Here is a 17,703-nt window from a genome sequence, read left to right as displayed (position 1 = left end):
TCATTCTTTCCATGATGCCAGCGCATTCACTGCGGCAACCGTGATGGCAGAGCCCCCAAGGCGGCCTTTGACGATCATCGCGGGCACCGGCAGGTCCTCCATCAGCGCCTCCTTGGATTCGCGTGCGCCGACAAAGCCCACAGGGCAGCCGATGATTGCGGCAGGGCGCGGACAGGCGGGATCCTTGAGCATGTTCAGAAGGTGAAACAGCGCGGTGGGGGCATTGCCGATCGCGACCACGGCCCCGTCGAGTTTCGGACGCCAGAGTTCCAGCGCGGCCGCCGAGCGGGTGTTGCCCATCTCGCGGGCCATTTCCGGCACTTTGGGGTCGCGCAGGGTGCAGATCACCTCATTGTCGGCAGGCAGGCGCGGGCGGGTGATCCCCTCGGAGACCATATAGGCATCACAGAGGATCGGCGCGCCCTTCGCCAGTGCCGCGCGGGCGGTTTCGGCCATCCCGTCTGAGAATTGCACATGCTCCTCCAGCCCCACCATGCCTGCGGCGTGGATCATGCGCACGGCCACCACCTCTTCGTCTTTGGTGAAGCGGGCGAGATTGGCCTCATTGCGGATGGTGGCAAAGCTCTCGGCATAGATCTTGGCGCCATCGGTCTCATAGGTGTGCAGCATGTCAGGTGTCTTTCGTCAGAAGGTGCGGCGCAGCGCGCAGGGTGCGCGCAGAGAGATCAGAACGCAAGGGGCGGTCGTTTGCGCGGCCATTGCGAATGAGGTCAAAGCGGTCTGTGCCGGTGGCGGTCAAGGTCACATCGGCAGCTTTGGGATGGGCGCAGCCCTTGGCGCAGCCCGAGACGTGCAGGCTGGTGCCCTCCGGGAGATGCAAGGCCAGGTCGCGGGCCAGCGCGCGGGTTTCAGAGAGCGCCTGCAGGCACCCGGGTGCGCCGGTGCACGCGCTCACCCGCAGGCGCGGATCCGTTGCACTGTGGATCAGGCCGGGCAGGGGCGCGAGGTCTTGAGCGTTCTCGATCAGCAGCATTCGCCAGGGAGTGAGGCGCAGGGGGGCGTGTGTGGCAAGCGCGGCGAAGGTCTCGGCGTTGATCTGGCCGAACTCCAGCGCAACCAATGCGCCGCTGCGGGTCTGGCCGGGGGCGGGCCGAGAAGCGCCCCTTGCGACGCCTGAGGTATGCGACGCGGGGGCTGCGCGGCGCGCGAGCAGGGCATGCATCCTGCCCCGACCCTCCGACGCGCCGCCTTGGTCAAGGAACCAGCGCGCGAGGGTCAGCGCCTCGGCTGCGGCATCGTCTTTGTGCACCTCCAGCGCCACATCGGCACCGTCTGCGCGCAAGGTCAGCCTGTCGCCTGCACCCTCAATGCGGATATCGGCAGCGGCGCCTTGCAACACGGGGGCCGGACCTGCGTCCACGGCAAAGCCGAACTTGCCGGGCAGGGGCAAGTCCTCTGCTTGTGCGAGGCCCTCTGTCAACGCCAAGGCGATCTGGTGGCTGCGGTCTCCCTCCGCCCAGAAGGGCGTCATGAGAATATTGCGGCGTGCCTCGGCATGGGCGTCCTGTTCCACAAGCTCGAGATCCTGAAGCGCAGCGATCAGGGCGGGATGGCTGGCCTCGTGGACGCCGCGCAATTGCAGGTTCGCCCGCGCCGAGAGATCAAGAACGCCATTGCCGTAGCGCGTGGAGAGATCCGCGACGGTCTGGGCCTGCTCAGACGTGAGCCGCCCCAGTGGCGCGCGGATGCGCACCACCAGCCCGTCGCCGGACATCATCGGCCTTAGCGCGCCGGGGCACCAGCCATAGACCTTGGGGGCGGTGCTCATGCCCCGCCCTCAAGCGTGGCAAGGATCGAATTGCGCCGCGTCACCCAAAGCCCTGCGTCGCGCAGAGCGTTGAACCGATCCCGCATGGCCTGAAGGGCCGCAGGGTTTTCGCGCTCCAGAAACGCCACCAGATCGTCGCGCCCCAGTGTGGCCTCGAAATAAAGGTCAAAGAGATGCGCAGGCACCACCTGAGCCAGATGCGCAAAGGCCGCCATGTGATCCAGCGTTGCCGCAATCTCTGCCGCGCCGCGAAAGCCGTGGTTCATCATTGAGGTCGCCCAATGCGGGTCAGAGGCACGGGCGCGGGTCACCCGGGCGATTTCCTCCTGCAGGCTGCGCGCCTGCGGGCGGTCCAGACGGGTGGCGTCCATGTGATAAAGCGCCGGAGCCTCAGCGCCCAGACGCTTCATCGCGGCGGCAAAACCGGCCTCATGGGCGGCATAGTCCGAGGCGACCAGAACATCCGTTTCCGCCAGATCTTGCAGGTGTACAAAGCTGTCGGCGCTGTGCAGTCGATCCTCAAGCGCGGCGCGCGCCTCGTGGATGTCGCCTTTTGCGTCAATCGCATGTGACGAGGCCGCAAGCCAGGCCTCGCCCGCTGCCGCGCGGGCCTCTTCGGAGTAGTCATCAAGATGCTGGGTCATGCCAAGGCCGTATAGCCCGGGCTTGGGGCCAAAGACGCGCGGCGTGGTCTTGAGGTAGGGGTTGTCGCTTGGGTCCTCTTCGCGGGCACTCAGCGCGGCGGCGGCGGCCTCGAACATCTGGGCAAGGCCGGGAAATACATCGCGAAACAGGCCGGATACCCGAAGCGTCACGTCGATGCGCGGACGGCCCAAAAGGGCCAGCGGGATAATCTCAAAGCCCGAAACACGCTCTGATCCTGCGTCCCATTGTGGAGCAAGGCCCGCAAGATGCAGCGCCATGGCAAATTCCTCGCCCGCCGTGCGCATGGTGGCAGACCCCCAGAGATCCACCACCAACCCGCGCGGCCAGTCGCCATGGTCCTGCAGGTGGCGGCGCAGCAGCTCTTCCGCCAGCTTGACCCCTTGCGCCTGCGCCGCCCGCGACGGCACCGCGCGGGGATCCGTGGTAAAGAGGTTGCGCCCGGTGGGCATCACATCCGACCGCCCCCTGTAGGGCGACCCGGACGGGCCGGGGGAGATCAACTTGCCCGCCAGCGCATCCAGAACCCCGCGCAGCTCTGCCGCGCCATGATCGCCGCTGCCAAAGATATGCAGCCCCTCTCCGTATTGGCTTTCCTTGATGTCGCAGACAAAGCGGTCGATGCGGGTGATCGCCTCTGCGGCCGAGGCGTCGGTGGGGATGCCCAGATCTTCTTCGACGCCGGTGCCCTGCGCCTCGGCACGGATGTCGGCGATGAGCCGGTCGCGGCGCGCAGGGTCAAGCCCGTCGGCGGTGGAATATTCATCCAGAAGGCTTTCAAGCCGCGTCATACCGTCGAGCAGCGTGGTCTGTGCCAAAGGCGGCGGCATGTGGCCCAACGTGATGGCGCCGATGCGGCGTTTGGCCTGCGCGGCCTCTCCCGGATCATTGACAATGAACGGATAGATTACCGGCAGATCACCCGCCAGCACCTCGGGCCAGCATTGCCCCGAGAGTGCCACCGCCTTGCCCGGCAGCCACTCCAGCGTGCCATGGGCCCCCACATGCACCAGCGCATCTGCTTGCGTCCGGAGCCAGAGATAGAAGGCGACGTAGCCGTGGCGGGGCGTGCGGTCGAGGTCGTGATAGTCGTCATCGCGGGATTGCACGTCACCGCGTTCGGGTTGCAGGGCAATCAGCGCCTTGCCCGCGCGCAGCGCGCGAAAGTGCACGAGGCCGTCCCTGATCGCGGGGTCCTGCTCGGGCGCGCCCCAAGCCGCGGTGAGATCCTCGCGCAAGCAGGCGGGCAGGTGGGCGAGTGCTGCGAGATAGTCCGAGAGCGGCCATGTCAGCGTCTCATCCGAGAGGCGCGCGCCAAGGTCTGCCTTGGCCGTGACGTCATAGCCCTCGGTCGCAAGGGCGCGCAAAATCTCGGACGTTGAGGCCAGCGCGTCCAGCCCCACCGCGTGAGCGAGGTTGTAATCGCGCCCCGGATAGGTCGAGAGTACCAGCGCAAGGCGTTTGTCGGCGGGCGTTTGGCGGGCGAGCCGCAGATGCGCCTCGATGCGATCCAACGCCGCCTCCACCCGCTCCGGATCGGCGCGATGGGTGAAACGGGAATATTCCAGATCGGGGTCGCGCTTGGTGGGGGATTTGAAGCTGACAACACCGGCAAACAGCCGACCGTCCACCTCTGGCAGGACCACATGCATGGCCAGATCCGCAGGCGACAGGCCGCGATCCGCCAGATCCCAATCCTTGCGCCGGGCCGTGGACAGCGCCACCTGAAACACCGGACAGCCCGTGAGGCTTAAGGGGGAGGCGCTGCCATCGCGCCCCTGCGCGGAAAAGGCGGTGGCGTTGATGAGCGCGGCGGGGTTCAGGGCGGGCAGTTCTGCGCGCAGCCAGTCGACCGCCTCGGGGACCTTGAGGCTCGGCGCGAAGACCCCATAGGCAGCATACCCGCGCGCGCGCAGGCTACGGATCATCGCATCCACAGGGGCGGTGTCGGCAGAGGTCAGATAAGAGCGATAGAAACTGACCAGCACCAAGGGTTTGTTGATTTCGGGCAAGGCATCCAGCGCGCCCCGGTCGGGGTCGTAGAAGCCGAAATCAGGCACGGTTTTCTTGCCGATCACCGGGCTGGCATAAAGGCCAGAAGCCAGCGCCAGCTGCGCCAGTGCCGCTTGCGCGGCAACAGCACCGCCCGCATCGCACAGCGCCTGAAGGCGGCGCAGGGTGGAAACCGGCAGGGTGGACAGCTCATCAAGGCGCGGATCTTCCTGACCGTCGGCGGGCAGGATTGCCAGCGCGATGCCCTTGCGCCGGGCCAGATCCTGAAGCGTGGCCAGACCGTAGGACCAATAACTTTCACCACCGATCAGCCGGACCAAGACGCCCTTTGCGCCCTCCAGCGTCTGCTCGGCGTAGACATCGACCGAAAGCGGGTGTTTGAGCGCCACCAGATTGGCAAGTCGCGTGGAGGGGAGTTTGCCGTCCGCGCGGTGCCAGCCCGCCGCGAATGCGCCAAGGTCGCTGTCGGAAAAGGACAGCACCACCAGATCGCCGGGGGTCTGCCCGACGTCATAGGGGGTGTCTGTTTCTCCGAGCCCGTGGCTTTCGCGGAAGACGACGTGCATGAGGTTAGCTCCGTTTGGACACGCCGAGGATAGCCCCGGACCGCGGGGGGGGGAGAAGCCCCCGCCCGGGGGGGCGGTCGGGGGCTGTCCGGCCTCTCGGCCGGACGAAAACGATGTGTTTCCACTTCGCCCGCATAGAAACTCAGGCCCCGAGGTCGGCGTGGATGCCTGCTGTGTCGATGTTATCATGCTCGGCGATCACAACCAGCTGGGTCTTGCGCTCCTGTGCGCCCCAGGGTTGGTCGTATTGCGCGCGCAGGCGTTCGCCCACCGCTTGTACCAGCATTCGCATCGGTTTTCCTTCCACGGCCACATAGCCCTTCACCCGCAGGATGTTGCGGGCGCGGGCCATCTCGATGATCCGTTTTTGCAGGTCTTCGGGATCGGAGACTTCGCCCATTTCGACCACGATGGACTCAAAATCGTCATGTTCGTGATCGTGATGGCCGTCATGATGGCTGGGGCGGGCATCAAGGTCGTCTTCGGCGGCGGCCCCCAGACCGAGGATCACGCGGGGGTCGATCACGCCCTCGGTCATTGGCAGGATGGGCAGCTTGCGCGGGGCCTCGGCCTCGATCACGGCGCGGGCTTTCTCGACGCCGGCCTCACCGGCCAGATCGGCTTTGGACAACAGCACGATGTCCGCGCAGGAAATCTGATCCTCAAAGACCTCGGACAGCGGTGTTTCGTGATCAAGGCTGTCGTCCGCCTCGCGCTGGGCCTGCACGGCGTCCAGATCCGGCGCGAACTGGCCCTTGGCGACGGCCTCGGCATCGGCCAGGGCGATCACCCCGTCGACGGTGATGCGCGAGCGGATCGCGGGCCAGTCGAAGGCTTTGAGCAGCGGCTTTGGCAGTGCCAGACCAGAAGTTTCAATGACGATATGCTCGGGCGGCTCGGGCAGCGCCATCAGGCTCTCGATGGTGGGGATAAAATCATCGGCCACGGTGCAGCAGATGCAGCCATTGGCGAGTTCCATGATGTTTTCCGCCGGGCAGCTCTCGTCGGCGCAGGATTTCAGGATGTCGCCATCCACACCGGCGGTGCCAAACTCATTCACCACCACGGCGAGGCGCTTGCCCTGCGGGTTTTGCATCAGGTGACGGATCAGAGTGGTTTTGCCAGCCCCCAGAAAGCCGGTGATGACGGTGACGGGGATCTTGTTCAATGTGGTCATGTGAAATGGGCCTTTCGGGTCAATCCTGCGCAAGCTCGGTGGCAGGCGTGTCTGGGGTGTCATTGGAAGAGTCGCCACGCTCCGGTGCGGGCGTCGGGGTCAGCGCGACGCTTGGCATGGAGACGGGCGGAATGCGGGCGATGGATTGTTTGCGAAACACCACCGGGCGCTCGCGCCATGGCACAAACCCATCCTCGGTCGCCGCATAGGCGGCCGCACCGGCGAGGATGTCCTCAAGATGGGCATCCGGGTCGAGATCGCCGTAGATATAGCTCCAGCGCGCAGGGCCACCGGAGAGATGTAGCGTGCAGGACCGCGAGCAGGCCGAGAGGCACTCGACCCCGCGCACGGTGACGCCGTCGGGCAGCGCGCTGCCCGCAAGACGGTCGGCAAGGATGCGGCCGGGACGCATGGCTTCGGGATCGCTGCCGGTCTGGCGACAGGTGGTGCAGACGGTCAGGACAACCGGCTCCGGGCTCTGGCTGGGGGTCTCTCCCATGCGGCCTTTTCTCCTCCTCAGCGGCGAGGCGGGGCAGGCCAGATGGGGGCGCATGCCACGTGTGGCAGGCCCTCAACCGGTCGCGGCACACCCCGTCCGCCGGTTTCACACGCGCTGGCAGGTCTCCCGGCTTGCGGATGCCAGACCCGGGTCGGGCGCTGACGGTCGTCCCGCCTTCCCGGTGCCACCCCTTGGGGGGCGCCAGTGGCGTCGGGAGACCTCTCCGGTCACGGTCGCGGGGGCGGCTGTGCTTGGGGCGCGCTGCGGCGTGCCTTGTCACATTCCCTCTTCGCCCGAAGGGTGTCACCTTCGGGAACCAACGAAAATCCCTTGCGCCATGGGGGCACTCTTTGTCAAGACATGGGGCCAAACAGCAGGAGCGACCCCGTGAGCGATCAGACCAGCGCAAGTAGCGAAACCGACATCTCGGACGAAGAAGCGGCACGCCATGCCTCTAAGATGGCAAAGAAAAAGGCCGCCCGTGATCGGATGATGAAAACCAAGGATGGCGAAAAGGGTCTGATCATCGTTCACACCGGCCCCGGCAAGGGCAAGTCGTCCTCGGGATTCGGTATGATCATGCGCTGCATCGCCCATGGCATGCCCTCGGCGGTGGTGCAGTTCATCAAGGGCGCGTGGCAGACCGGCGAGCGCACTTTGATCGAGGAGAATTTCTCGGATCTGTGCCAGTTCTACGCGATGGGCGAGGGGTTTACCTGGGAAACGCAGGATAAGGCCCGCGATATTGCAGCAGCCCGCGCGGGCTGGGAAAAGGCCAAGGAGATGATCCTTGATGAGAAGAACACCATGGTGCTGCTCGATGAGATCAACATCGCGCTGCGCTATGAGTATCTGGATTTGCAGGAGGTTCTGGAGTTCCTCGTCGAGCATAAACCGCCGATGACCCATGTGGTGCTGACCGGGCGCAGCGCCAAAGAAGAGCTGATCGAGATCGCCGATCTGGTGACCGAGATGGCGCAGGTGAAGCACCCGTTCCGGGCTGGTATCAAGGCTCAGAAGGGCGTGGAGTTCTGAAACCTCAGCGTGTGTCGTGAGCGGGTATGCGAGGCGCTGCCTCGCGCTCCGGGATATTTTGAGTTAGAAGAGGGAGGGGCGCTGTGCCCCTCTCTTTTGTCGTTCTGTCTTGTTAGTCGATGACGCGGGATTTGATGTATGTGTCGACCGCAGTGCGCGCATCAGGGTCCAGACGCAGGCCGAGTTTTGTGCGTCGCCACAGGAAATCCTCGCCCGTGCGCACCCATTCGCGGGCAATTGCCCAGTCGAGTTCGCGGGCCGTGATGGTCGCGCCGAAGCTCTCGCCCAGATCGCTCTGCGCCTTGGCGTCGCCCAGAACAGCCCAGGCCTCGGTTCCATAGGCGCGGATCAGGCGGCGGGTGGCGTAGGCCGACAGGAAGGGATACGCGCGCGCCAGTTTTTCGCGCAAGCGGGTGACATCTTCGACCGGGAAGTCGCCGCCGGGCAGGGGCACACCTGCGGTCCACTCCGAAGGCAGGCTGGGGAAGACCTCGTTGATTTTATCCAGCGCCGCCTCGGCCAGTTTGCGGTAGGTGGTGATCTTGCCGCCAAAGACATTGAGCAGCGGGGCCTGTGTCTTGTCGAGCGTCAGCACATATTCGCGTGTCGCGGCGGAGGCGGAGCTTGCGCCGTCATCATAGAGCGGCCGCACGCCGGAATAGGTCCAGACGATCTGGTCGCGGGTCACGGGTGTGTCAAAATAGTTCGACGCGAATTTGACCAGATAGTCCTGCTCTTCCTCGGTGCAGATGGGTTTGGTCTCGGGATCGGGGTGATCGGCGTCGGTGGTGCCGATGAGGGTGAAATCCTCCTCATAGGGAATGGCAAAGATGATGCGCCCGTCCTGCCCTTGGAAGAAGTAGCAGCGCCCGTGGTCGTAGAGTTTAGGCACCACGATATGGCTGCCGCGCACGAGGCGCACGTTTTCGCGGCTGTTTTGGCCGAGCTTCTGGCGCAGCACATCGGCCACCCATGGCCCACCTGCGTTCACCAGCATTTTTGCGCGGCGGGTGGTTTCTGCGCCGGTTGCGAGATCCTTCAGGTGGATTTCCCAGTGATCCGCGTGGCGGGTGGCATTCACGACCTCGGTGCGGGTCATGATCTCGGCTCCACGGGCCTCGGCGTCGCGGGCGTTGAGCACCACCAGGCGGGCGTCCTCGACCCAGCAGTCGGAATATTCAAACGCCTTTTTGAATTTGGAGTTCAAGGGCTTGCCTGCCTCATCCGTGGTCAGGTCCACGGTTGAGGTGCCGGGCAGGATGCCGCGTTTTCCAAGCGTGTCGTACATGAAAAGACCCAGCCGGATCAGCCATGCCGGGCGGCGGCCTTTCATCCATGGCATGACGGTGGTCAGCAGTTTGGAGGTCGGCGTGGTGTTGTCGAACCGCATGTCCTTGTGGAAGGGCAGCACGAAGCGCATCGGCCATGAGATATGCGGCATGGCGCGCAGCAGCACCTCGCGTTCGATCAGGGCCTCGCGCACCAGACGGAATTCGAAATATTCCAGATAGCGCAGGCCGCCGTGAAACAGTTTGGTCGAGGCCGAGGAGGTGGCGGAGGCGAGGTCGTTCATTTCGGCCAATGTCACGGAGAGGCCGCGACCGGCGGCGTCGCGTGCGATGCCGCAGCCGTTGATGCCGCCGCCGATGATGAACAGGTCGGTGATGTCGGAGGTCTTGGGCGTATCAGTCATTTTCGCTGCTTTCGGTTTCGGGGCCGCCGTCTGCGATCAGGATTCGTGTGCCGGACGCGGCTGCGGCCTCGGCAAACTCTGCCGGAACAGGGCGGTCTGTGATGACAAAATCCAGCTCCGCGAGGGCGCAGATGCGCACGGGGGCGGAGCGGTCGAATTTGCTGCCGTCACACATCAGGATGCGCGTGCGGGCATTACTGAGGATGGCGCGGGCGACGGAGACTTCGCGGGCGTCGTGATCGAGGATCGCGCCGTCTGCGTCCATGGCGGAGGCGCCGATGACGGCGTAGTCGACCTTGTAGCGGTTGATGAATTCCACCGCCTCTTCGCCGACAATGGCACCGTCGCTTTGGCGGATGGTGCCCCCCACAAGGATCAGGTCACGCGCCTCCATACCCATCATCATATTGATAATGTTGATATTGTTGGAGAGGACCGTCAGGCCCTTGTGACCGGAGAGCGCGCGCGCCACCTGTTCGGTGGAGGTGCCGATATTGAGCGCGATGGAACAGTTTTCAGGGATCACATCGGAGGCCAGTGCGGCCATCGCGCGTTTGCCGCTGGCATTGAGGCTGCGGCGCTCGGCATAGCCGCGATTGGCGGCGGAGCTGATGCGCACGGCGCCGCCATGGACGCGGCTCAGCTGGCCACGGGCAGACAGATCGCGCAGGTCGGTGCGCACGGTCTGCAAAGAGACGCCAAAGCGGCGCGCGAGGTCTTCAACCTCGACACGATCCTGCTGCGTGAGCAGAGAGAGGATTTCGTTTTGGCGGTCGCTTGCGTCCATGAGCTTTCCTTTTTACGGATTCATATAGGTCACATCGCTTGTTTTGTCATGTGAAGTTTTCGTTTTGATGGGATTGTACGCGAAAAAGAAAACCCCTCGCGCGGGTGCGGAGGGGATTGGGCCGAAACTGGCGGCGCTTTTGGCCTTGTGGCCGGACAGAGAGGCTCAGAGCAGTGAAATGAGGTGATTGTCCCAGGCCAGCGGCGCTGTGGCGAGGTGCTCCACTTCTGTGCCGATCCGCGCCACGGCACCTGTTCCGGTGCTGGCGAGAAAACCTTCGCGTAGGGTCGCAAGGCCGCAGACATCCAGGAGCGCATGTTCGGCCAGCAAAGCACCGCTGGCGCAGTCCATCACCTGCACCACGCCACCGCGGGGCGAGGTCACGGCGATCTGCGTCTCATCGCCAGAAAACGCAATGGAGCCGCCATAGCCATTGAGGTTGCGCAGGCACGGGTCGTCCGCCGCCATCAGGCGCGGCGCGTCGCCGGGGCGGTGCAAGCCCACGATGGGCACGTCCGCGCCCAGATCGCCCTGCCATTGCATGGCAAACCCCACGGTGCCATCGCTGCGCACGGCGATATGGCGGATGGAGTTTTTATGCAGATCCGAAGGCAGTTCCATCTGCTCCTGTATCTCACCCGACAGGCTCAGATAGCTGAGGTTCGGGCGCATAAAGGGGATGTTGAGCTTGGCGCGGCCAGTATCCGGGTGGGTCTCGATGCCGCCATTGGCGACCACCAGACCGGGGGCGTCGCGGCGCAAGAGCATCTCATGCGGGCCGATGCCGCCGGAGGGAAACTGGCCGATGCGGCGATAATCGCGGGCGTTCCAGACGCCAATCATGCCTTCGCCGCTCTCGAAGGCATTCTCGGTCGTATACATCACCTCGCCCTCGGGGGAGAACACGCCATGACCGTAGAAGTGATGCCCCTCCGGTGGCTCCAGCCGCGCCAGTTGCGCGCCGCTGCGGCAGTCGACCACATCGGCAAACCGACCGGGACGGCGGGCAAAGGCCACCGCTTCGGGCCGGGTGGGGTGGGCGCTGGCGGCATGGCCCCGATCCGGCAGGGAATGGCGAAACAGCACCTCGCCCGCCGCAGACAGGCCCGCGACCACAAACAGCCCCAACTCGTCCTTGCCCGCAGAGAGATAGGCGGGTGCGCCCGCGTCAGCCCAAGTGGCGGAAGGGGCCATGCCGCTGGCCATCAGGCCTGCAATGAAGCCGCGTCGAGAGGGCATTTGTGAACTCCTGTCTTGGATCGGAACAGATCGTTTGGCTCAGTCGCCATCCAGCGCGTTGAACCCGGCCTCCACCCCCAGCTTGGGGCCAAGGTTCAGTGCGGCGATGTCTTTGATCTCACGCACATCCTGTTGCAGCGTTTCCAACAGAAAACGTTTTTGTGGATCACTCACCCCGGCAAAGCTGGGGTCATCGGCAAGGTTCGCGGCGTGGCGGTCGGCCTTGTCGAACAGCTGGGTCAGATGTTGCGAGAGTTCCTGATCGCCTTCGGACAGGAGTAGTGCCAGTTGACGCAGGCTATCCAGCTGGATCTGCACATGGCGCAAGGAACGGCCGGAGCGGCGGGCCTCGGCGCGATTGGGGCGCGGGGTGTCAAATGTGCCAAGCGGGCGGCCAAGGCGCATATCGGCGAGGATCTCCAGCCCGGTGGTGAAGGCCTTGAACAGTTCCTGATGCGCTTCCTCATCGCTGCGGTAGCGCTCATCGGGGTGGCGCAGCTTGTCGGCGTAGTCCTCTTGCCAATCGGTCAAAATCGCAGTGCTGTTTCGTGACAGATCCTGTGCGACCGCTTTGACAAACGCGCAGGCATAGTCCGGGGAGGTCAGATCCGCATAGGCGGGGTCATAAAAGAGGTACTCCAGCGCATAAAACCCGCGTACCGCGACCGATGCTGTTGCGAAATCCTCGGGCGTGTTGACCACCGGGTCGCTGTCCAACAGCAGGCCGCGCAGGGCCTTTGGGGTCTTGGAACGGCTGTCGGGCCAGAAGGCGATGGCAAAGGCGCGGTTGTCGGCCTCGGAGGGGCCAAAACGCAGGTGGCTGGCCGCAACCCACGCGTCAAAGGCCTCCCCCCAAGCGGTACGCACGGTCTCTGATGTGGGGGCGCAGTCGTTCTGTGTAAGGGTCGCAAATTCGGCAGTCTCGGTGGCCAGACGCGCGTAGGTGGGCAGGATATGCTGGTCGACGACCGCATCCGTGAGCGCATCGGCGCGCGCCAGTCCGGTGAGAGCAACAAGGGCGCAGGCGGTGGACGCCAGTCGAGACAAGACAGACATCAAAGAGACTCCAGAAAGGTGATAAGGGCGGCGCGATCATCAGGGGGCAAGGCGACAACAGTGTCGCGGGCGGCTTGAGCTTCTCCACCATGCCAGAGGATGGCTTCCAGCAAAGTGCGGGCGCGGCCATCATGCAGGAAGGTGGCGCGGGTTGAGACCTGCTGCGTCAAGCCAATCCCCCAAAGCGGTGCGGTGCGCCATTCGCGCCCGGTCGCGCGCGCTTCGGGTCGGTTGTCTGCAAGGCCCTCGCCCATGTCGTGCAACAGCAGATCGGAATAGGGCCAAATGAGCTGAAAGCTCTGCTCGGGGCGATCAAGCAGGCGGTGGGTGACAAATTTGGGCTGGTGGCAGCTGGCGCAGCCGCTGTCATAGAACACGGATTTGCCGCGCAGCACTTCGGGCGCGTCCAGATCGCGGCGGGCTGGCACCGAGACATTGCGGCTGTAGAAGGTGACCAGATCCATATTGGGCTGGTCAATTTCGGTGACGCGCACGTCGCCGTCGCCGTGCGGCGCGCTGCGGCAGGCGTCCTGCAAGGCCGTGCAATCGCCATAGGGCTGCGGAAACAGCGGTGTCGAGATGCCGATATCGCCGGAAAACGCCGCTGCGGATTGTTCGTGGATGGTGGCGGTGCCCGCCTTGAGGCCAAAGCGCCCCAGCATCACTTGACCAAATTCCTTGGACCAGACGAGATTTGGCCGCCCCGATATACCATCGCCGTTCTGATCGTCGGGATCGGCGAGGGCGAGGATATCAGCCGTCGGGATCGCCTCTAACAGGCCCAGGCCGATCATCGGTGGAGCCACGCGCGGCGAGAGCATCGCCTTGGCATGCAGGGGGCCGTATTTCAGCGCGGTGGCTTCAAACGTGGGCTTGCGCAGGCTGACCACCTCGCCGCCATTCAGGGTGATCTCTTCCTCGGTGTAGGTCACCGACAGGCGGTATTCGGGATTGACACCGGGGCTGGAGAAATCCTGCAATTGCCAGCCATAGGTCGGCTCTGGCGACATGCCGATATAGTCGGGAATGGCGCGCAATGCGGGGGGTACCGGGCCGGGAATGGAGACGCGTAGAAAGGTCGAGGCAGAGCGATAATCGGGCCCCTCGGGCAGATGCCCCCGCCCGTCGCGGATGTGGCAGCGTTGGCAGGCACGTGCGTTGTAGACCGGACCCAGCCCATCAGAAGCGCGGGTCGAGGACGGCGAGAACACCCAGAGTTTGTCAAACAAGGCCTCGCCCAGCCGAAACTCCAGCCCCTGTTCAAAGGTCAGGTTCACCGGCGGTGTGCTAAAGGCCTCGCGGTCATTGCGATAGGGCAGGGTGGCGGCCCCGGCGGGGAGGTCCTCGAACGGCTCGGGCGCGGTGAAGTCATCCGCAGGGGCAGTGACGCGCGCAATGCGGCTGGTTTCGTCCTTGGTGCGTGGCAGAACGGAAAGATGCGGCTCCGCTAGGCCATCCGGGGGCGGCGCGGCGGCGCGGTCGGTTGCATGCAGCGGTGCGGCCAGCACCAGAGCGAAGGCCGCACCCAGGAAACAGGCCGACTTACTCGGCGTTGTCCATCTTGGAGGCGTTGAGATGCGCGTAGTTTTCGGCGCCAACGCGGTCGTGCAGTTCAAGCTGGGTCTCCAGGAAATCGATATGGCCCTCTTCGTCGGCCAGAAGCGCCTTGAACAGCTCCTCAGTGACGAAATCACCATTGGTCCTACAGTACTCGGCGGCTTCCTTGTAGAGGTCGCGGGCCTCTTGTTCCGCGGCCAAATCGCACTCCAGCGTTTCCTTGGGGGACTGGCCGATGCGCAGGGGATCCAGCGTTTGCAGATTGGGATGCCCCTCAAGGAAGATAATCCGATCAATCAGCTTGTCCGCGTGATGCATCTCTTCGATGCTTTCCTCGCGGCTTTTCTTGGCCATGTGACCAAGGCCCCAGTCGTCCTGCAGGCGATAATGCAGCCAATACTGGCTGACAGCGGTCAACTCGCTCCTAAGCGCCTTGTTGAGATAGTCGATGACTTTGGGGTCGCCCTTCATAATTGCTCTCCGGAGAAATGGCTGTACGTAGGTTCTGCAGATGTGCAGGTACACTAACCTTAGCGTTGGCGCGCATGGTGTCCAGAAAGAGCGTCATGCAACCGCCACAATCCGCCTTCTTGCCGAGGGCGCGATAGATTTTCCCAGGAGTTATAATGGTTTGCGGGTCAGAGGCGCGCATCCAGTCGATGGCCGAATGGATGTCGTGATCCGAGATCGCAGTGCAGTGGCAGATGATCATGACGGGGCTTTTATCCCAAGAGATTCTATAGGCTACTTGCTCGCCTCAATATCTGAGCAAAAGAATAAGTTTTCAAGGGTAAATAAGACAGATTTGCTCAGGAAATCGTGAGTGCCTCACATCGTGACGACTGGCACGCAAAAAAGAAGGAGCCGCGCACGGGGGCGCGACTCCTGTCAGATCGGGGACCTGATCTGAATTACTGGAATACCGCCGACGGGTTATCGAGCGAGTCGGAGCCCTCGATGGCGACGGTGTCCAGTTCCAGCGCGGCAACCGCGCGTTCGATCGACCGGGTCTGATCCACCAGCGCCTCGACGCCGCCCATGACCAACGCCTCGCCGGCTTCGCTGCCCTGCGCCAGCATCTGGTCATAGGAGAAGCCTGCCTCGGCCGCCGTCTTGATGCGGCCCAGCTTCATCATGGTGGTGGAGAGTTTGCCGGTCAGTTCCGCGTTCAGTTCAGAATCCGCGGCTTCGACGAGATCGGCCAGTGCCGGGCCGGACACCAGATCGCCGTTCACCCGCACATATTCGCCCAGGTAGACGTTCTGGATGCCCAGACCATCGTAGTAGTGGCTGTTGTGGGTGTTGTCGGAGAAGCAATCGTGCTCTTCTTCGGGGTCGTTCAGCATCAGGCCAAGACGCATCCGCTCGCCCGCTTGTTCGCCATAGGACAGCGAGCCCATGCCGGTCAGGATCGTGGTGATGCCCGCGTCCTCGTCTGAAAGCACGGTTTCGCGCGCTTCGCCGCCCTCGGCCCATTGCGCGGTGATCCACTCAAGATCGGACACCAGCAGATCGGTCGCCGCTTTCAGGTAGGCGCCACGGCGGTCACAATTGCCGTTGGTGCAGTCATCGCCAGCCGCATAGTCCGTCCATGCGCGCTCGCCCGCGCCATGCTCGGTGCCGTTCAGATCCTGACCCCAAAGCAGGAATTCGATGGCGTGATAGCCGGTGGCCACATTGGCTTCGACACCGTCGGCCTCATGCAGGGTCTCGGCCAGCAGCTCGGGCGTGATGTCGGAGGCGTCGATTGTCTCGCCCGAAAGGGTGAACTCCGGGTTGGCAACCACGTTCAGCGCTGCGGCGGCATTTTCATCGGTCGGGCCACCATAAGAGGCGTCCACATAGTCGATCAGGCCTTCATCCAGCGGCCATGCGTTCACTTTGCCTTCCCAGTCGTCGACAATGGCATTGCCGAAACGGTAGACTTCGGTCTGCTGATACGGGACGCGCGCCGCCAGCCAGGCGTGTTTCGCGGCCTCAAGGTTTTCAGCCGAAGGGTCCGCGATCAGCGCATCAACAGCAGCCTGAAGCGCCTTTGCGGTGATCAGGCTGTCTTCGTATTTTGCCTCGGCGATGTTTGCGTAATTGGTCAGAACATCGGCCTTGGACGCGGCGAAAGCGGCCGATGTGCCTACGGTCAAAGCCGCAATGGCGGCACCGGTGAGAAGCGGCGTTTTCATGAAGTATATCCTCGCTGGAACTTTGGTATTTGTGGCGCTGTTGCGCGTGGGGTGAATTACTTGGTCAGGATCAGCTTGCCTGCGCGGGTGATGCGCAGCGAATAGATCTGACCATTGAGAAGAATGCGGGCCTGCACACCGCCGCGGGTCAGATCCTCGGCGTGGTAGGTCGGGTAGGTTTCCGGTTGTGCGGCTGCGGCAATGTCTTCTTGGGAAATCGGTTTCAGGTTGCTCATCGGGGAGACCTCTGTTTCTGCTCCACCTTGTCGAACAGCCACTCAAAGCAAAAGCTCTGCTGCGGCATCTCTCCCGACAGGACGTTGTGCCACAGATCCGACACCGGCAGCGGATCTGCGTCGCGGTCACTGTGCGTGGGTGTTTGGCCAGAGGGGTTCAACATGTGCGGGACGCAAGGTTCAGGTTGTCGGCTGGCCCGTGTGATGCACAGGTTGGCTGGATTGCCCTATTCCTGATTTATTTGGTCGGATATGTCAAATGGTTTCATATCCGGCCTGTTTTCTTTGACTTATCCAAAGGTGGCGGCGGCGACAGGGGCGGACAACACCAGGGCGTGGGCCGCTATCGCACCGGCTGCGGCGCGGCGGCGCAGCCCTAGGGCGGGCCGCCCGTGGCGGAAAATTCGGCCACAAGCGCCTCTATGAACAGGCGCACGCGCTGAGGTTGGTGGCGGCGATCCTGATAGACGAGGTAAAGGCCAAGCTGCGATTCGACGCCGGGAGGCGGGGCGGCGATCTCCACCGCGCCCGTCGCGGCATCCTTTTCACAAAGCGACAGCGGCAGGCAGGCACGGGCGGCCCCGGCCAGCGTCAACTCCCGCGCCAGTGCAAAGGATTCGCACTGGGCCTGTCCGGGCAGCGGGCTGCTGTTCAGGTGCCGGGTGAGGGGACCGAGGATCGGCAGGCTCTCATCCCGCAGTCGGCCCGGTGGGGCCACCAGCTGCACCGGCATCTGCGACAGGAGCCGCGCAATCAGATCCGCGCCGCCGGGGCGATGGCCACGCAGAGCGACATCGATCCCGTCGCGGACAAAATCCGTGGCGCGATCCTCCACGGTGATGTCGATGTGGATCTTGGGGTGGCGCGCCAGAAAGTCCCGGGTGAGACGGGCCAGCCGGTCCATCGGCAGGGCGGTCGGCACCGACAGCCGCACCGGTCCGCTGGCGCTGACATCGGCCGAGACAAGGCTGCGCGCCGCCTCAATCTCGGCCAAGGCCCGTTGGCAGCGCTCCAGAAACACCGCGCCCTCGGCGGTGAGGGCGGTGCTGCGGGTGGTGCGATCCAGGAGGCGCACGCCGAGGCTCTGTTCCAGCGCCCGCACCCGGCTGGTCACGGTCGAGGGCGGCAGACCCAGACGCCGCGCCGCGCCCGCAAAGCTCAACTGGCCCGCCACTTCGGCGAAGGTTTCGATGTTTTGCAGATCGTTCATTGC

At 64.0% G+C, this 17,703-nt stretch carries 16 protein-coding genes and 1 riboswitch; of the genes, 1 reads left to right on the top strand and 15 read right to left on the bottom strand.

All coding sequences use genetic code 11. The annotated features are described in order from the left end of the window. From MHM88_RS08755 to MHM88_RS08735, 5 genes are all read right to left on the bottom strand, one after another. Positions 1-630, bottom strand: a complete 630-nt coding sequence (locus tag MHM88_RS08755; protein WP_225262089.1) for a precorrin-8X methylmutase — start codon at positions 628-630, stop codon at positions 1-3. A 1-nt stretch (position 631) separates the two neighbouring features. Beyond that, entirely contained in the window at positions 632-1,789 is a 1,158-nt protein-coding gene (cobG, locus tag MHM88_RS08750; RefSeq protein WP_239363110.1) for a precorrin-3B synthase, read from the bottom strand. Further along, complete coding sequence (gene cobN / locus MHM88_RS08745) at positions 1,786-5,031, bottom strand: cobaltochelatase subunit CobN (RefSeq protein ID WP_239363107.1); 3,246 nt, start codon at positions 5,029-5,031, stop codon at positions 1,786-1,788. The genes cobG and cobN overlap by 4 nt, the downstream gene beginning before the upstream one ends. A 142-nt stretch (positions 5,032-5,173) precedes the next feature. Further along, on the bottom strand, positions 5,174-6,208 hold the full coding sequence (gene cobW / locus MHM88_RS08740; protein ID WP_239363105.1) for a cobalamin biosynthesis protein CobW: 1,035 nt from the start codon (positions 6,206-6,208) through the stop codon (positions 5,174-5,176). Positions 6,209-6,227: 19 nt separating this feature from the next. Next, entirely contained in the window at positions 6,228-6,707 is a 480-nt protein-coding gene (locus MHM88_RS08735; protein WP_239363094.1) for a DUF1636 domain-containing protein, read from the bottom strand. Between the two features lie 98 nt (positions 6,708-6,805). Continuing rightward, positions 6,806-7,043: riboswitch (cobalamin riboswitch) on the bottom strand. Positions 7,044-7,067: 24 nt separating this feature from the next. Between MHM88_RS08735 and cobO the strand changes: the two genes are divergently transcribed. Next, positions 7,068-7,742 carry a cob(I)yrinic acid a,c-diamide adenosyltransferase gene (cobO, locus tag MHM88_RS08730; protein WP_239363092.1) on the top strand — a complete coding sequence of 225 codons (675 nt, stop codon included), beginning with the start codon at positions 7,068-7,070 and terminating at the stop codon, positions 7,740-7,742. Positions 7,743-7,854: 112 nt separating this feature from the next. On the opposite strand, the gene glpD is transcribed toward cobO, so the two are convergent. The 10 genes from glpD to MHM88_RS08680 form a co-directional block, all read right to left on the bottom strand. Continuing rightward, entirely contained in the window at positions 7,855-9,435 is a 1,581-nt protein-coding gene (gene glpD, locus MHM88_RS08725) for a glycerol-3-phosphate dehydrogenase (protein ID WP_239363090.1), read from the bottom strand. Beyond that, entirely contained in the window at positions 9,428-10,222 is a 795-nt protein-coding gene (locus MHM88_RS08720; RefSeq protein ID WP_239363088.1) for a DeoR/GlpR family DNA-binding transcription regulator, read from the bottom strand. The genes glpD and MHM88_RS08720 overlap by 8 nt, the downstream gene beginning before the upstream one ends. Positions 10,223-10,387: 165 nt before the next feature. After that, positions 10,388-11,461: a DUF1513 domain-containing protein gene (locus MHM88_RS08715; RefSeq protein ID WP_239363086.1), complete on the bottom strand. Its 1,074-nt coding sequence runs from the start codon at positions 11,459-11,461 to the stop codon at positions 10,388-10,390. Positions 11,462-11,500: 39 nt separating this feature from the next. Further along, positions 11,501-12,517 carry an imelysin family protein gene (locus tag MHM88_RS08710; RefSeq protein ID WP_239363074.1) on the bottom strand — a complete coding sequence of 339 codons (1,017 nt, stop codon included), beginning with the start codon at positions 12,515-12,517 and terminating at the stop codon, positions 11,501-11,503. Further along, entirely contained in the window at positions 12,517-14,025 is a 1,509-nt protein-coding gene (locus MHM88_RS08705; protein ID WP_239363072.1) for a di-heme oxidoredictase family protein, read from the bottom strand. The genes MHM88_RS08710 and MHM88_RS08705 overlap by 1 nt, the downstream gene beginning before the upstream one ends. Before the next feature lie 34 nt (positions 14,026-14,059). Beyond that, positions 14,060-14,545 (bottom strand): bacterioferritin, encoded by a 486-nt coding sequence (gene bfr, locus MHM88_RS08700; protein ID WP_239363070.1) that lies wholly within the window; start codon positions 14,543-14,545, stop codon positions 14,060-14,062. Next, positions 14,499-14,786 carry a bacterioferritin-associated ferredoxin gene (locus MHM88_RS08695; protein WP_239322984.1) on the bottom strand — a complete coding sequence of 96 codons (288 nt, stop codon included), beginning with the start codon at positions 14,784-14,786 and terminating at the stop codon, positions 14,499-14,501. Before MHM88_RS08695 ends, bfr begins: the two co-directional genes overlap by 47 nt. A 199-nt stretch (positions 14,787-14,985) precedes the next feature. Then, a complete protein-coding gene (locus MHM88_RS08690; RefSeq protein ID WP_239363059.1) occupies positions 14,986-16,254 on the bottom strand; it encodes an imelysin family protein in 1,269 nt (422 codons plus the stop codon). A gap of 56 nt (positions 16,255-16,310) precedes the next feature. Continuing rightward, on the bottom strand, positions 16,311-16,490 hold the full coding sequence (hemP, locus tag MHM88_RS08685; protein ID WP_005628449.1) for a hemin uptake protein HemP: 180 nt from the start codon (positions 16,488-16,490) through the stop codon (positions 16,311-16,313). Positions 16,491-16,866: 376 nt separating this feature from the next. Continuing rightward, positions 16,867-17,700, bottom strand: coding sequence for a LysR family transcriptional regulator (locus MHM88_RS08680; RefSeq protein ID WP_239363055.1), 834 nt, complete (start codon positions 17,698-17,700; stop codon positions 16,867-16,869). Between the last annotated feature and the right edge of the window lie 3 nt (positions 17,701-17,703).

Origin of the sequence: Epibacterium sp. MM17-32 (assembly GCF_022348205.1) — a bacterium.
GTDB lineage: Bacteria > Pseudomonadota > Alphaproteobacteria > Rhodobacterales > Rhodobacteraceae > Epibacterium.
The sequence above is the reverse complement of the archived record's forward strand: the minus strand, read 5'-3'. Positions and strand labels throughout refer to the sequence as shown.

What these genes read in the sequence shown, in the direction of transcription:
- MHM88_RS08755 (WP_225262089.1), bottom strand. Translation starts at nt 630, where the DNA reads ATGCTGCACACCTATGAGACCGATGGCGCCAAGATCTATGCCGAGAGC.
- cobG (WP_239363110.1), bottom strand. Translation starts at nt 1,789, where the DNA reads ATGAGCACCGCCCCCAAGGTCTATGGCTGGTGCCCCGGCGCGCTAAGG.
- cobN (WP_239363107.1), bottom strand. Translation starts at nt 5,031, where the DNA reads ATGCACGTCGTCTTCCGCGAAAGCCACGGGCTCGGAGAAACAGACACC.
- cobW (WP_239363105.1), bottom strand. Translation starts at nt 6,208, where the DNA reads ATGACCACATTGAACAAGATCCCCGTCACCGTCATCACCGGCTTTCTG.
- MHM88_RS08735 (WP_239363094.1), bottom strand. Translation starts at nt 6,707, where the DNA reads ATGGGAGAGACCCCCAGCCAGAGCCCGGAGCCGGTTGTCCTGACCGTC.
- cobO (WP_239363092.1), top strand. Translation starts at nt 7,068, where the DNA reads ATGGGGCCAAACAGCAGGAGCGACCCCGTGAGCGATCAGACCAGCGCA.
- glpD (WP_239363090.1), bottom strand. Translation starts at nt 9,435, where the DNA reads ATGACTGATACGCCCAAGACCTCCGACATCACCGACCTGTTCATCATC.
- MHM88_RS08720 (WP_239363088.1), bottom strand. Translation starts at nt 10,222, where the DNA reads ATGGACGCAAGCGACCGCCAAAACGAAATCCTCTCTCTGCTCACGCAG.
- MHM88_RS08715 (WP_239363086.1), bottom strand. Translation starts at nt 11,461, where the DNA reads ATGCCCTCTCGACGCGGCTTCATTGCAGGCCTGATGGCCAGCGGCATG.
- MHM88_RS08710 (WP_239363074.1), bottom strand. Translation starts at nt 12,517, where the DNA reads ATGTCTGTCTTGTCTCGACTGGCGTCCACCGCCTGCGCCCTTGTTGCT.
- bfr (WP_239363070.1), bottom strand. Translation starts at nt 14,545, where the DNA reads ATGAAGGGCGACCCCAAAGTCATCGACTATCTCAACAAGGCGCTTAGG.
- MHM88_RS08695 (WP_239322984.1), bottom strand. Translation starts at nt 14,786, where the DNA reads ATGATCATCTGCCACTGCACTGCGATCTCGGATCACGACATCCATTCG.
- MHM88_RS08690 (WP_239363059.1), bottom strand. Translation starts at nt 16,254, where the DNA reads ATGAAAACGCCGCTTCTCACCGGTGCCGCCATTGCGGCTTTGACCGTA.
- hemP (WP_005628449.1), bottom strand. Translation starts at nt 16,490, where the DNA reads ATGAGCAACCTGAAACCGATTTCCCAAGAAGACATTGCCGCAGCCGCA.
- MHM88_RS08680 (WP_239363055.1), bottom strand. Translation starts at nt 17,700, where the DNA reads ATGAACGATCTGCAAAACATCGAAACCTTCGCCGAAGTGGCGGGCCAG.